Consider the following 13,041-nt stretch of genomic DNA (forward strand, 5'->3'; position numbering starts at 1 on the left):
TCAGCACATGTATTGACTGGTACACCGCATTCGCGAGCAAGCCCGCTCCCACATTTTGATCTGTGTGGTGTCAGTTACTTGGGGTAGAGCGGTGGCAGGCTGGTGGTGTCGGCGGTGGGGTCGGCTTCGCGTTCGGCCATTGGGATGGCTTTTACCGCGCGCCACAGTTCTTCACCCAGCCAATACTGGCCGCTTTCGCTGTAGAGCGCGCCGTTGAGACCGTCCAGCGCATCAGACAGCGGGATAAACCGCGCAGCCATCTCGGCCAGGGTTTCCGGTTGCTGCCGCGCCCAGGCGTCGAGGGCCTGGCGGGTGGCCTGGGGGTCGTTGGCCTGGGTGGCGCGCTTGAGGTCGTCGAGCAGGGTGCGCGGGCTGGGGCCGGTTTGTGCGGCACGTAGCACGGCGGGCTGCCTGCGCGCACGCCACCAGAGGCTGAAGCCGAGCAAGGTGGTGCAGGCCAGGATCAGCGTGCTGAGTTGCCACAACCACAGGCGGCTGTCGTCCGGCGCAGTGATGACGGTGGGCGTGGCGGGCGTATCCACCACCAGGCTTGGGTTATTGGCCACCTGCAAGGTGCGCGCCGGCAGGCTGGTGCGTTCCAGGTGGTCTTCGTGGGTGTTCCACCACACCACTTCCACCGCCGGCAGTTCCAGCGGGCCGACGCGGTTGGGCACCAAGGCTTCGCGGTCTTCGCGGCTGCCGATCAGGCCACGGTCGTTGGTCTGGTTGGCGAGCACCGGTTGGTCCGGGTAGCGGCGCAGGCCGTTGATCTCGCTGCTGGGCAGGGACGGCAGTTGGGCGCTGGACAGGCCTTCGGCCTTGACCGTGAGGCTGCGGGTCAGCGAGTCGCCGATCTGCACATGTTCAGGCTCGGGGTTCCAGCTTTCGTCGAGGGTCAGGCTCCGTGCCGGCAACCACGGTGCATCGGCGGGGTATAGCTCTGGCTTGGGCTTGACCGTCAGTGGCAGCGGCGCCGAGCTGACGTGGATCAGCTTGCCGGGCTTGGTGCCTTGCAGGGTGTTTTCCTGGGGCGGGCGTGATTCCACCAAGGTGGCGCTGAAGGTCTGCGCCGGAATATCCAGCACGCCGCTGTGTTGCGGGTAGATCGCGTAGCGGGTTTCGATCACGCCGTGGCGGATGCTGTTGATGACCTTTTCGTAGGTGCGCGACTCGCCCAGTTGCTCGACGCGGGCATCGGCAATGCGCAAGGGGGTAAGGCTGCTGTCGTCATACAGCGACACTGAGTGGTACACGCGAACCGTCAGCAGCGCCTGGGCCTGCACATACACGCTGCTCTGGTCGAGGTTGGCTTCGACAAACACCGGCGCCAGTTCGGCGTTGGTGTTCTGGCTGGCGGTCTCGACCACTTGCAGGCTGATGGGCTGGGTCGAGTATTCGCCCACTTGCAGCGGCGGGATCACCACGGTGCCGTTTTCCTTGGGCAGCAGGGTGATGATCCAGCGCGTGGTGGCGTGGTTGTCGCCGCCCAGGGTGGTGAGTTGGTTGAGCTGGCGGGTGCCGCTGACTTCGAACTGCGCGTCCAGGGGCGACAGGTCGGGTTTGCCGAACTGGGTGACGTCGCTGGATTCCACCGTCAGTTCCACCGTTTCCCCGGAGTTGAGGCGGCTGCGGTCAACGCTGGCGACCAGGTTCGCCGCCTGGGCGTGGCCTGCCGATAACGCGAGCAGAAGCAGTAGGGTGGGGCGGCGGCTCATCGAGTCTTGTCCTGATGTTGTTGCTGTTCGTACCAGAATTTGCGGCGCAGCAGTTCGCCAGGGTTGTCGGGGATCTCCCGCAACCATTGTTCCAGGGCCTGGCGGTGTTCACCGTCGAGGCTCGCGTCGCTGGGGCGCAGCGGCGGGGTGGTGGTTTGCTCATCCCCCAGTTCGCTGCCCGGCACTTCGTTGCCACCGGGGTGGGGCGTGGCGCCGGTCTGGGTATCGCCGGTGCCGGCTTCGCCCTGGCCTTGGGACGATTGCTCGCCCCCCGTAGCGTTTTGCCCGCTGGCGCCCGGTTGCGCAGTTTGGCCGGGTTGGGTGGTTTCGTCATCTTCGTTCTTTGCCGGTTTTTCCGGTTCCGGCTGCGCCTGTTCCTGCATCAAGGTTTCCAGCAGGGCTTTGTTTTTCAGCGCCGGTTGCAGGTCGGGCTGGGCTTCCAGGGCCTGTTCATAGGCGTCGATGGCGGCTTCCAACTCACCGGATCTGGCCAGCGCATTGCCTCGATTGTAGTGGGCGTAGGCGTCATTGCCTTCGGCAAAGCGCTTGATGGCCTCGGCGTAGTTGCCGGCTTCGTACAGCGCCACGCCTTGCCATTGCGGGTCTTGAAAGTGTTCGGCGGCTTCGGCGGGGCGTTTTTGCTTGAGCAGGTACTGGCCTTGCTGGTCGGGGCGCAGCCACAGGTCCTGCCAGTCGAAGGCATAGCTGGGTTGTGGCGCGACCAGGAGCAACAGCGGCAAGCAGAACAACCAGCCGCGCCGCCCGGCACAGGCGGCCAGCAGCAGCAAGGGCAGCAGCAGCCAATAACCCTGGTCGGCCCAGGTGTCGAGGTGCAGGCGCTGGCCGTCGTCGCGCAGGGCTTGGGGCGGGTCGAGCACGCCGAGCTGGCGCAGGTCTTTGTCATCCAGGCGCGCGGCACGGTAGCGGCCGCCCATTTCGTTGGCGAAGGCCTTGAGCGTCGGGCTGTCGAGGCGCGGCACGAGGATCGCGCCCTGTTCGTCCTTGAGGAATTCGCCGCTTTCCTGGGTCACGGGCGTGCCTTCGCGGCTGCCGATGCCGAGGATCGACAGGCTCGGCGCCTGCGCGCTTTGCAGCAGCAGGCGAATGCCCTGGCGCTCCTGTTTGGACAGCGACGAGCCGATCAGCAGCAAGCGCCCTTGACCAAGGCCGCCACGCTTGAGCAGGTCCAGGGCTTTTTCCACCGCCAGGTCGGCACGGTGGCCGGGTTCGGGCATGATCGACGGGCGCAGGGCTTCCAGCAGGTTGCGGCTGGTGGCCAGGTCGTCGGACAGCGGCACAAGCGTGTGGGCACTGCCGGCATACACGACAATGGCGGTTTGCGCGTCGCTGCGCGCCTGCAGCAAGTCGTAGAGCTTGCGCCGCGCCTGTTCCAGGCGGTTGGGCGGGCTGTCGGTGGCGAGCATTTCCGGGGTCAGTTCCAGCAACACCACCAACGGGTCGGACGGCTTTTGACTGGACTGTTCAACCCGTTGCCAGCTCGGCCCCAGCAACGCCAGCACGGCCAATAGCCAGGCAATGCCCAGCACCACCCACGGCGATTTGCTTTCGCGGCCGTTGCCACCGCTGAGCAGTACGGCATGGAAGGCCGGCGGCAGAATCATCTGCCAACGCCCGGCGCGTTTCTGCCGGTGCCACAACTGCCACAGAAGCCAGCCGAGCAACGGCAGCAGCAACAACCACCAGGGGCGGAACCAATGCGGCCACAGGTCGATCATCGCCGCCTCCGCAAACGCAGGCGTTGCAGGCGCTTGCGCCATTCGGGGTGCTGTTGCAGGAAAATCCCCTTGCTTGAGAGTTTGTTGAACAGGCGTTGCAGGGCGTTGTTCGGCCAGCGCTCCTGGATCACCAGCAACAGGCTCAGGATCAGCGCCAGGGCCAGCGGGCCGCTGTACAGCGCCTGCGCTGGACGCGCCTGGGTCGGTTGTTGTTCGACCGGTTCGAGCTGGTCGAGGGTGTCCTTGATGGTTTGCAACTCTTCACCGTCGCGGGCACGGAAGTATTGCCCGCCGGTGGCCTGGGCGATGGCCTTGAGTGCCGGCTCGTCGAGGTCCAGGCTCGGGTTGACGCCGAGGATGCCCAGGGAACCGGTTTGCTCGGGGTCGGCGCCAATGCCGATGGGGTAGATCTTCACGCCTTCTTCGGCGGCCAGGCGTGCGGCGGTGAGCGGGTCGATCTGCCCGGCGTTGTTGGCGCCGTCGGTCACCAGGATCAGCACGCGGCTTTGGGCCGGGCGTTGGCGCAAGCGTTTCAGGGCCAGGCCGATGGCATCGCCGATGGCGGTGTTTTTGCCGGCGATGCCGATACGCGCTTCATCCAGCCAAGTGCGCACGGTGCGGCGGTCGAAGGTCAGGGGCGCTTGCAGGTAGGCCTGGCTGCCGAACAGGATCAGGCCGACGCGGTCGCCTTCGCGTTCTTCAAGGAAATCGCCGAGCAAGTGTTTGACCAGGCTCAGGCGGCTGATGTCGTCGTCCTGCCAGTGCATATCGGGGAAGTCCATGGAGCCGGACACGTCCACCGCCACCAGCAGGTCGCGGCCGCTGGCGGCAATCGGCAGCGGTTCGCCGAGCCATTCCGGGCGGGCGGCGGCGGTCAGCAGCAACAGCCACAGGACCACGAACGGCGCTTGCTGGCGCCAGCCCGGCAGGTTCACGCGGGCACGGCGGCGGGCCAGGCTTTCGAGGTCGCCCAGGTAGCTGACCTTCAAGGCTGGCTCACCGCTGTCGGCGACGGGCAGCACCAGTCGCATCAACCAAGGTAACGGCAACAGGGCGAAGATCCACGGCCAGGCGAACTCAAACATGTTTGCGAATCCAGGTGTCGACGGCTTGGGTCAGGCCAGCGATGGCTTTGTCGTCCAGTTTGCATTCGGGTTTATAGGCGCCTTCCACCAACACCATCCACCGCGTAAGGCCGGCAGCGGGGCAGCGGTTGTCGAGAAATGCCAGCCATTTTCGGCCATTGAGGGTGTGGCTCTGGCTGTAGGGGTAGTCGTTGCGGCACAGGCGCTTGAGCAGGCCGTTGAGTTGTTGCAGCCAAGCGCCGGCCGGGGCGCCGTCGTAGGGTTTGGGCATCAGCGCCAGTTCCGCCAGGGCGGCAATGCGCAGCGGGTCCAGGGGTTGTTCGGCACGGGCCACAGGGCGCCGCGCCGGCAGGAAGCGCCGCAGCGACCACAGCCCCCAGCCAAGCAGCGGGATCAGCAGCAACAGCAGCCACCAGCCCGGCGCAGGCGGCCAGAAACCGATGGCCGGCGGGGCGATCAGCGGTTGCAGTTGGTCCAGGTTGCTCATTGCTTTTTCACCGGACGCTGCGGGTTGAGGTATTCGCGCAGTTGCTCGACCATTTCGCTCTGGGTGCTCAAGGGCATCAGCAGCACCCGCAGTTTCTGCGCGAGCAGTTCCCAGCGGGCGATGCGCGCTTCGGCCTGGGCTTTGTAGGCCTGGCGTAAATCGTAGTTCAGCGTATCCAGCTCCAACAGAGCGCCGCGTTGGGCAAAACGCAGCAGGCCGGCGGCGGGCAGGGCGTGGTCCAGCGGATCGGAGATCGGCAACAGCAGCAGGTCGCAATGCCGTGACAACAGGCTCAATTGCTGCTCGGCGCCTTCGGTCAGGGCGCGTTCGTCGCAGATCACAATCACCAGGCTGCCGGGACGCAAGACTTCACGGCCACGGCGCAGGGCCATGCCCAGGGCATCGGCTTCGGGATGGCTTTCGGTGTTCAGGCTCTGGTTGACGCGCACCAGGCGGTTGAGCAGTTGCAGCAGGCTTTGCTTGCTGCGCCGGGGCTTGATTTCGTAGTGCTCGTTGTCGCCAAAAACCAGGCCGCCGACGCGGTCGTTATGCCCCAGGGCGGCCCAGCCGATCAGGCTCGCCGCCTGGGCGGCCAGCACCGACTTGAACATCTGCCCCGAGCCGAAAAACAGCCGGCAGCTTTGCTCGACCATGATGAAGATCGGCCGCTCGCGCTCCTCATGGAACAGCTTGGTGTGCGGCTCCTGGGTGCGTGCGGTGACGCGCCAGTCGATGGTGCGCACATCGTCGCCCGCCTGGTACACGCGCACCTGGTCGAAGTCGACGCCGCGCCCGCGCAGTTTGGAGTGGTGCAGGCCGATCAGCGGGCTGCGCTGGCTCGGCGTGGAAAACAGTTGCACCTCGCGCACGCGATGGCGCATCTCGATCAATTCGCTGAGGGTGACGCGGATGCCATCGCTTGCGTTCATGGGGTTCAAGCGACGGCAACGACGTCGAGAATGCGCTGCACCACGCGGTCCTGGTCAATGCCCGCGGCTTCGGCTTCGAACGACAGGATGATGCGATGGCGCAACACGTCGAACAGCACCGCCTGGATATCTTCCGGGCTCACGAAGTCACGCCCGGCCAGCCAGGCATGGGCGCGGGCGCAGCGGTCGAGGGCGATGGAACCGCGCGGGCTGGCGCCGTAGGCAATCCATTCGGCCATCTCCGGGTCGAACTTGGCCGGGGTGCGCGTGGCCATGACCAGTTGCACCAGGTATTCCTCCACCGCGTCGGCCATGTACAGGCCGAGGATTTCCTTGCGTGCGGCGAAGATGGCTTGCTGGCTGACACGGCGCTCGGGCTTGGTTTCACCGTTGAGCGCTTCGCCGCGGGCCTGTTGCAGGATGCGCCGCTCGACGGCGGCGTCCGGGAAGCCGATTTTCACGTGCATCAGGAAGCGGTCGAGCTGGGCTTCGGGCAGCGGGTAGGTGCCTTCCTGCTCGATCGGGTTTTGCGTGGCCATCACCAAAAACAGTGGCGACAGCTCATAGGTGCTGCGCCCGACGCTGACCTGGCGCTCGGCCATGGCTTCGAGCAAGGCCGATTGCACCTTGGCCGGGGCGCGGTTGATTTCGTCCGCCAGCACCAGGTTGTGGAAGATCGGCCCTTGCTGGAACACGAAACTGCCGGTTTCCGGGCGATAGATCTCGGTGCCGGTGATGTCAGCGGGTAGCAGGTCGGGGGTGAACTGGATGCGATGGAACTGCGCTTCGATGCCTTCGGCCAGCTCCTTGATGGCCTTGGTCTTGGCCAGGCCCGGCGCGCCTTCCACCAGCATATGGCCGTCGGCGAGCAGGGCGATCAACAGGCGATCGATGAGTTTTTCCTGGCCGAGAATCTGCGTAGAAAGAAAGGTTCGCAGCGCGAGCAGCGCTTCACGATGTTCCATCGATGACGGTTCCTAGAGAGGTGCGCCCTGGGGTCGAGTCAAAACGCCGGGCTAGGGAGGCTTACTTTAATGCATCGGGGGGTGTGGCGACTAACGGCGTAATGAGTATTTTTGGCAAAACTTGTAGGAAATTTGTTTGGCGTGCGCAAGACAATGTGGGAGCGGGCTTGCTCGCGAATGCGGTGGTTCAGTCAACAAAAATAGCGACGGATACTCCGCTTTCGCGAGCAAGCCCGCTCCCACACAAGCCAGCTCCCACATTTGATCTCTTGTGCGGCTTAAATTCGGGTGAAGGTGCCGGTGCCGTTGAGGATGTTTTGCAGGGTTTCTTCGACTTCAGCCATGTCTGATGCAGCGGTGCCGTGGGTGATCTGCAATTGATCCTTGCCGCCCAGCGCGTCCGCATCGCCGGCCGCCAGTTCCACCAGCAGGGTCGTGTCACCCAGGGTGACCTTCAGCCCGTCCAGGGTCGATGGCTCGTAGTCCCAGGTCAGCTCCACTTCGTCTTCATCCGGGTAGCGGGTGAGCATGAACATCTCGCCGTTCTTGCCGTGGCAGCAGAGCATGGCCATGTTGTCTTCTTCGTCATCGCACGGGGTGGCCATCAGCGCGTCGGTTGTCAGTTGCAGCATGGGGAATCCTGTCTGGGCGGGGCGTAATGCGGGCAATTGTGCCATTGCCGCGAATTTTGTGCTGCATCCTGTGTCTGACCCAGTGCATGACCTGACGCGTGCTATCAGTCATTTCCGGTACTCGGTGCGCTAAAAATACGCGGTTTTTTCACCGAAAATTTTGGGTTGCCCAAGTTGCAACCCCCAGCCTGCGTACCGATGACCGAATATGTCGCAGCACCGCAAGCAGCTGTCTTCCCACACTCGTTAAGCTGCGCAACGGATGTGCATGGGCCAGGCGCCTGACCTGCCCGTCGTACCGTCATCTGGCCCGGTGCGCATCTTGTGCAAGTTGTATGTGACCCCGTTGTCTTGTGCAGCTTCACCCACCTGTCGCTTTGATTCGCTATGGTGCTTCTATGATTACCAGCGAATAAGGGCGACGGTCTCCCCGCAAGGGGATAACACGCGACGCTTTCATCAATAACAAGCCCAAGCGGAGTACCACAGATGGCGTTCTTCACCGCAGCCAGCAAGGCCGACTTCCAGCATCAACTGCAAGCGGCACTGGCGCAGCACATCAGTGAACAGGCACTGCCACAAGTGGCGCTGTTCGCTGAACAATTCTTCGGCATCATTTCCCTGGATGAACTGACCCAGCGTCGCCTTTCCGACCTGGCCGGTTGCACTCTCTCTGCGTGGCGCCTGCTTGAGCGCTTTGACCACACCCAACCGCAAGTGCGGGTGTACAACCCCGATTACGAACGTCATGGCTGGCAATCGACCCACACGGCGGTCGAAGTGCTGCACCATGACCTGCCATTTCTGGTGGACTCGGTCCGTACCGAGCTGAACCGTCGCGGCTACAGCATCCACACCCTGCAAACCACCGTGCTCAGCGTGCGTCGTGGCAGCAAGGGCGAGTTGCTGGAAATCCTGCCCAAAGGCACCCAGGGCGAAGGCATCCAGCAAGAATCGCTGATGTACCTGGAAATCGACCGTTGCGCCAATGCCGCCGAGCTGAACGTGCTGAGCAAAGAGCTTGAGCAGGTGTTGGGCGAAGTGCGCGTGGCCGTGGCTGATTTCGAACCGATGAAAGCCAAGGTCCAGGACCTGCTGGCCGGTATCGACGCCAGCCAGTTCAGCATCGACGGCGAAGAAAAGGCCGAGATCAAGAGCTTCCTGGAATGGCTGGTGGGCAACCACTTCACCTTCCTTGGCTATGAAGAGTTTGTGGTACGTGACGAGGCGGACGGCGGTCATATCGAATATGACGCCGATTCTTTCCTCGGTCTGACCAAACTGCTGCGTGCCGGCCTCACCGCCGAAGACCTGCGTATCGAAGACTATGCAGTGAACTACCTGCGTGAACCGACCGTGTTGTCGTTCGCCAAGGCGGCGCACCCAAGCCGCGTACACCGCCCGGCCTACCCGGACTACGTGTCGATCCGCGAAATCAGCGCCGACGGCAAGGTCATCAAGGAACACCGCTTCATGGGCCTCTACACCTCATCGGTGTACGGCGAAAGCGTGCGCGTGATCCCGTATATCCGTCGCAAGGTGGCCGAGATCGAACGCCGTTCGGGCTTCCAGGCCAAGGCGCACCTGGGCAAGGAGCTGGCGCAAGTCGTTGAAGTGCTGCCCCGCGACGACCTGTTCCAGACCCCGGTGGACGAGCTGTTCAGCACCGTGATGTCGATCGTGCAGATCCAGGAGCGCAACAAGATCCGCGTGTTCCTGCGCAAAGACCCGTACGGTCGTTTCTGCTACTGCCTGGCCTATGTGCCGCGCGACATCTATTCCACCGAAGTGCGCCAGAAGATCCAGCAAGTGCTGATGGATCGCCTGAAAGCCTCGGACTGCGAATTCTGGACCTTCTTCTCCGAGTCCGTGCTGGCTCGCGTGCAGCTGATTCTGCGGGTTGACCCGAAGAACCGCCTGGACATCGACCCGCTGCAACTGGAAAAAGAAGTGGTGCAGGCCTGCCGCAGCTGGCAGGACGACTACTCCAGCCTGGTGGTGGAAAGCTTCGGCGAAGCCCAGGGCACCAATGTGCTGGCGGACTTCCCGAAAGGCTTCCCGGCCGGTTACCGCGAGCGTTTCGCCGCGCATTCGGCCGTGGTCGACATGCAGCACCTCAACAGCCTGACCGAAGCCAACCCGCTGGTGATGAGCTTCTATCAGCCGCTGGGCCAGGTCTCCGGCCAGCGTGAGCTGCATTGCAAGCTCTACCATGCCGACACCCCGCTGGCGCTGTCCGACGTGCTGCCGATCCTGGAAAACCTCGGCCTGCGTGTGCTGGGCGAGTTCCCGTATCGCCTGCGCCATGCCAATGGCCGCGAGTTCTGGATCCATGACTTCGCGTTCATCGCCGCCGAAGGCGTGAACCTGGACATCCAGCAGCTCAACGACACCCTGCAAGACGCCTTCGTGCACATCGTGCATGGCGACGCCGAGAACGATGCGTTCAACCGCCTGGTACTCACCGCCGGCTTGCCATGGCGCGACGTGGCACTGCTGCGTGCCTACGCCCGTTACCTCAAGCAGATCCGCCTGGGCTTCGACCTCGGTTACATCGCCAGCACCCTGAACAATCACACCGACATCGCCCGCGAGTTGACCCGGTTGTTCAAGACCCGCTTCTACCTGGCGCGCAAGCTCACGGCCGAAGATCTGGAAGACAAGCAGCAACGCCTGGAACAAGCGATCCTCACCGCCCTGGACGATGTTCAGGTGCTCAACGAAGACCGCATCCTGCGTCGCTACCTGGACCTGATCAAGGCCACCCTGCGTACCAACTTCTACCAGACCGACGCCAACGGCCAGAACAAGTCGTACTTCAGCTTCAAGTTCGACCCGCGCGCCATTCCCGAGCTGCCCAAGCCGGTGCCGAAGTTTGAAATCTTCGTCTACTCGCCACGGGTTGAAGGTGTGCATCTGCGCTTCGGCAACGTCGCTCGCGGCGGCCTGCGCTGGTCCGACCGTGAAGAAGACTTCCGTACCGAAGTGCTTGGCCTGGTAAAAGCCCAGCAAGTGAAGAACTCGGTCATCGTGCCAGTGGGCGCGAAGGGCGGCTTCCTGCCGCGTCGCCTGCCACTGGGCGGCAGCCGGGACGAGATCGCGGCCGAGGGTATCGCCTGCTACCGCATCTTTATTTCCGGTCTGTTGGATATCACCGACAACCTGAAAGATGGCGCGCTGGTGCCACCGGCCAACGTCGTGCGTCATGACGACGATGACCCGTACCTGGTAGTGGCAGCGGACAAAGGCACGGCGACCTTCTCCGACATCGCCAACGGCATCGCCATCGACTACGGCTTCTGGCTGGGCGATGCGTTCGCCTCTGGTGGTTCCGCCGGTTACGACCACAAGAAAATGGGCATCACCGCCAAGGGCGCGTGGGTCGGTGTGCAGCGTCACTTCCGTGAGCGCGGCATCAACGTGCAGGAAGACAGCATCACCGTGGTGGGCGTCGGCGATATGGCCGGTGACGTGTTCGGTAACGGCTTGCTGATGTCCGACAAGCTGCAACTGGTCGCAGCCTTCAACCACCTGCACATCTTTATCGATCCAAACCCGAACCCGGCCACCAGCTTTGTCGAGCGCCAGCGCATGTTCGAGCTGCCGCGTTCGGCCTGGTCGGATTACGACACCAGCATCATGTCCGAAGGCGGCGGTATCTTTTCGCGCAGCGCGAAGAGCATTGCCATCTCGCCACAGATGAAAGAACGCTTCGACATCGCCGCCGACAAGCTGACCCCGACCGAACTGCTGAACGCCTTGCTCAAGGCGCCGGTGGACCTGTTGTGGAACGGCGGTATCGGTACCTACGTCAAGGCCAGCAGCGAAAGCCATGCCGACGTGGGCGACAAGGCCAACGACGCGCTGCGCGTCAACGGCAACGAGCTGCGCTGCAAGGTGGTGGGCGAGGGCGGTAACCTCGGCATGACCCAGTTGGGGCGTGTGGAATTCGGCCTCAATGGCGGCGGTTCCAACACCGACTTCATCGACAACGCCGGTGGTGTGGACTGCTCCGACCACGAAGTGAACATCAAGATCCTGCTCAACGAAGTGGTGCAGGCCGGTGACATGACCGACAAGCAACGCAACCAGTTGCTGGCGAGCATGACCGACGAAGTCGGCAGCCTGGTGTTGGGCAACAACTACAAGCAGACCCAGGCCCTGTCCCTGGCTGCGCGCCGTGCCTACGAACGTGCGGCCGAGTACAAGCGCCTGATGAGCGACCTGGAAGGCCGTGGCAAACTGGACCGCGCCATCGAGTACCTGCCGACCGAGGAGCAGCTTGTCGAGCGCGCCGCGACCGGCAAGGGCTTGACCCGTCCAGAGCTGTCGGTGCTGATTTCCTACAGCAAGATCGACCTCAAGGAAGCGCTGCTCAAGTCCCTGGTACCGGATGACGACTACCTGACCCGCGACATGGAGACCGCGTTCCCACCGAGCCTGGTGGCCAAGTTCGGCGAAGCCATGCGTCGCCACCGCTTGAAGCGCGAGATCGTCAGCACCCAGATCGCCAACGACCTGGTCAACCACATGGGCATCACCTTCGTTCAGCGGCTCAAAGAGTCGACCGGCATGAGCCCGGCGAACGTGGCGGGCGCGTATGTGATCGTGCGTGACATCTTCCACCTCCCGCACTGGTTCCGTCAGATTGAAGCCCTGGATCACCAGGTTTCCGCCGACGTGCAACTGGAGCTGATGGATGAACTGATGCGCCTGGGCCGCCGTGCTACACGCTGGTTCCTGCGTAGCCGTCGCAACGAGCAGGACGCTGGCCGTGACACCGCGCACTTCGGTCCGCACCTGGCCGCGCTGGGCCTCAAGCTCGACGAACTGCTGGAAGGCCCGACCCGCGAAGGCTGGCAGAACCGCTACGGCAAATACACCGAAGCCGGTGTGCCGGAGTTGTTGGCGCGCATGGTTGCAGGCACTACCCACCTGTACACTTTGCTGCCGATCATCGAAGCCGCCGACGTGACCGGGCATGACGCCGCCGAAGTGGCCAAGGCCTACTTCGCCGTGGGCAGCGCCCTGGACCTGCCGTGGTACCTGCAGCAGATCAGCGATCTGCCGGTAGCCAACAACTGGCAGGCCCAGGCCCGCGAAGCGTTCCGCGACGATGTGGACTGGCAGCAACGGGCGATCACCATTTCGGTCCTGCAAATGGCCGATGCGCCAGAAGACATGGAAGCCCGCGTGGCCCTGTGGCTTGAGCAGCACAAGGACATGGCTGATCGTTGGGTGGCGATGATGGTAGAAATTCGTGCTGCGGTCGGTACGGATTACGCCATGTACGCGGTGGCCAACCGTGAGTTGCTGGACCTGGCGTTGAGTGGTCAGTCGGTGTTGTCACCGGTTTGATCTGACGCTGAAAACAAAAGCCCCCGTATCGCGAGATACGGGGGCTTTTTTGTTGGAACACAATTGATCAAACAATGAGGTGCAAATGTGGGGGCGGGCTTGCTCGCGAATGCGGTGGTTCAGTCAAAGATGTT

8 protein-coding genes are annotated in these 13,041 nt (G+C 63.3%); 1 reads left to right on the forward strand and 7 read right to left on the reverse strand.

Features of this window, described 5'->3' with window-relative positions; translation table 11 throughout:
* Positions 1-74: 74 nt before the first annotated feature.
* The 7 genes from NUV89_RS22305 to NUV89_RS22335 form a co-directional block, all read right to left on the reverse strand.
* Positions 75-1,715 carry a BatD family protein gene (locus NUV89_RS22305; protein WP_257783008.1) on the reverse strand — a complete coding sequence of 547 codons (1,641 nt, stop codon included), beginning with the start codon at positions 1,713-1,715 and terminating at the stop codon, positions 75-77.
* On the reverse strand, positions 1,712-3,451 hold the full coding sequence (locus NUV89_RS22310; RefSeq protein ID WP_257783009.1) for a tetratricopeptide repeat protein: 1,740 nt from the start codon (positions 3,449-3,451) through the stop codon (positions 1,712-1,714). Before NUV89_RS22310 ends, NUV89_RS22305 begins: the two co-directional genes overlap by 4 nt.
* Positions 3,448-4,536 carry a VWA domain-containing protein gene (locus tag NUV89_RS22315; RefSeq protein ID WP_257783010.1) on the reverse strand — a complete coding sequence of 363 codons (1,089 nt, stop codon included), beginning with the start codon at positions 4,534-4,536 and terminating at the stop codon, positions 3,448-3,450. Before NUV89_RS22315 ends, NUV89_RS22310 begins: the two co-directional genes overlap by 4 nt.
* On the reverse strand, positions 4,529-5,023 hold the full coding sequence (locus tag NUV89_RS22320; RefSeq protein WP_257783011.1) for a DUF4381 domain-containing protein: 495 nt from the start codon (positions 5,021-5,023) through the stop codon (positions 4,529-4,531). Before NUV89_RS22320 ends, NUV89_RS22315 begins: the two co-directional genes overlap by 8 nt.
* Positions 5,020-5,952 carry a DUF58 domain-containing protein gene (locus NUV89_RS22325; protein ID WP_017739128.1) on the reverse strand — a complete coding sequence of 311 codons (933 nt, stop codon included), beginning with the start codon at positions 5,950-5,952 and terminating at the stop codon, positions 5,020-5,022. Before NUV89_RS22325 ends, NUV89_RS22320 begins: the two co-directional genes overlap by 4 nt.
* A gap of 5 nt (positions 5,953-5,957) precedes the next feature.
* Entirely contained in the window at positions 5,958-6,917 is a 960-nt protein-coding gene (locus NUV89_RS22330) for a MoxR family ATPase (protein WP_017739127.1), read from the reverse strand.
* 278 nt (positions 6,918-7,195) lie between these two features.
* Positions 7,196-7,549, reverse strand: coding sequence for a hypothetical protein (locus tag NUV89_RS22335; protein WP_257783012.1), 354 nt, complete (start codon positions 7,547-7,549; stop codon positions 7,196-7,198).
* Between the two features lie 489 nt (positions 7,550-8,038).
* Here NUV89_RS22335 and NUV89_RS22340 point away from each other — a divergent pair, with 489 nt between their 5' ends.
* Positions 8,039-12,907, forward strand: coding sequence for an NAD-glutamate dehydrogenase (locus NUV89_RS22340; protein WP_257783013.1), 4,869 nt, complete (start codon positions 8,039-8,041; stop codon positions 12,905-12,907).
* The last annotated feature ends 134 nt before the right edge of the window (positions 12,908-13,041 follow it).

Origin of the sequence: Pseudomonas sp. 18.1.10 (assembly GCF_024655625.1) — a bacterium.
Taxonomy (GTDB): domain Bacteria; phylum Pseudomonadota; class Gammaproteobacteria; order Pseudomonadales; family Pseudomonadaceae; genus Aquipseudomonas.

What these genes read in the sequence shown, in the direction of transcription:
- NUV89_RS22310 (WP_257783009.1), bottom strand. Translation starts at nt 3,451, where the DNA reads ATGATCGACCTGTGGCCGCATTGGTTCCGCCCCTGGTGGTTGTTGCTG.
- NUV89_RS22320 (WP_257783011.1), bottom strand. Translation starts at nt 5,023, where the DNA reads ATGAGCAACCTGGACCAACTGCAACCGCTGATCGCCCCGCCGGCCATC.
- NUV89_RS22325 (WP_017739128.1), bottom strand. Translation starts at nt 5,952, where the DNA reads ATGAACGCAAGCGATGGCATCCGCGTCACCCTCAGCGAATTGATCGAG.
- NUV89_RS22340 (WP_257783013.1), top strand. Translation starts at nt 8,039, where the DNA reads ATGGCGTTCTTCACCGCAGCCAGCAAGGCCGACTTCCAGCATCAACTG.
- NUV89_RS22330 (WP_017739127.1), bottom strand. Translation starts at nt 6,917, where the DNA reads ATGGAACATCGTGAAGCGCTGCTCGCGCTGCGAACCTTTCTTTCTACG.
- NUV89_RS22335 (WP_257783012.1), bottom strand. Translation starts at nt 7,549, where the DNA reads ATGCTGCAACTGACAACCGACGCGCTGATGGCCACCCCGTGCGATGAC.
- NUV89_RS22315 (WP_257783010.1), bottom strand. Translation starts at nt 4,536, where the DNA reads ATGTTTGAGTTCGCCTGGCCGTGGATCTTCGCCCTGTTGCCGTTACCT.
- NUV89_RS22305 (WP_257783008.1), bottom strand. Translation starts at nt 1,715, where the DNA reads ATGAGCCGCCGCCCCACCCTACTGCTTCTGCTCGCGTTATCGGCAGGC.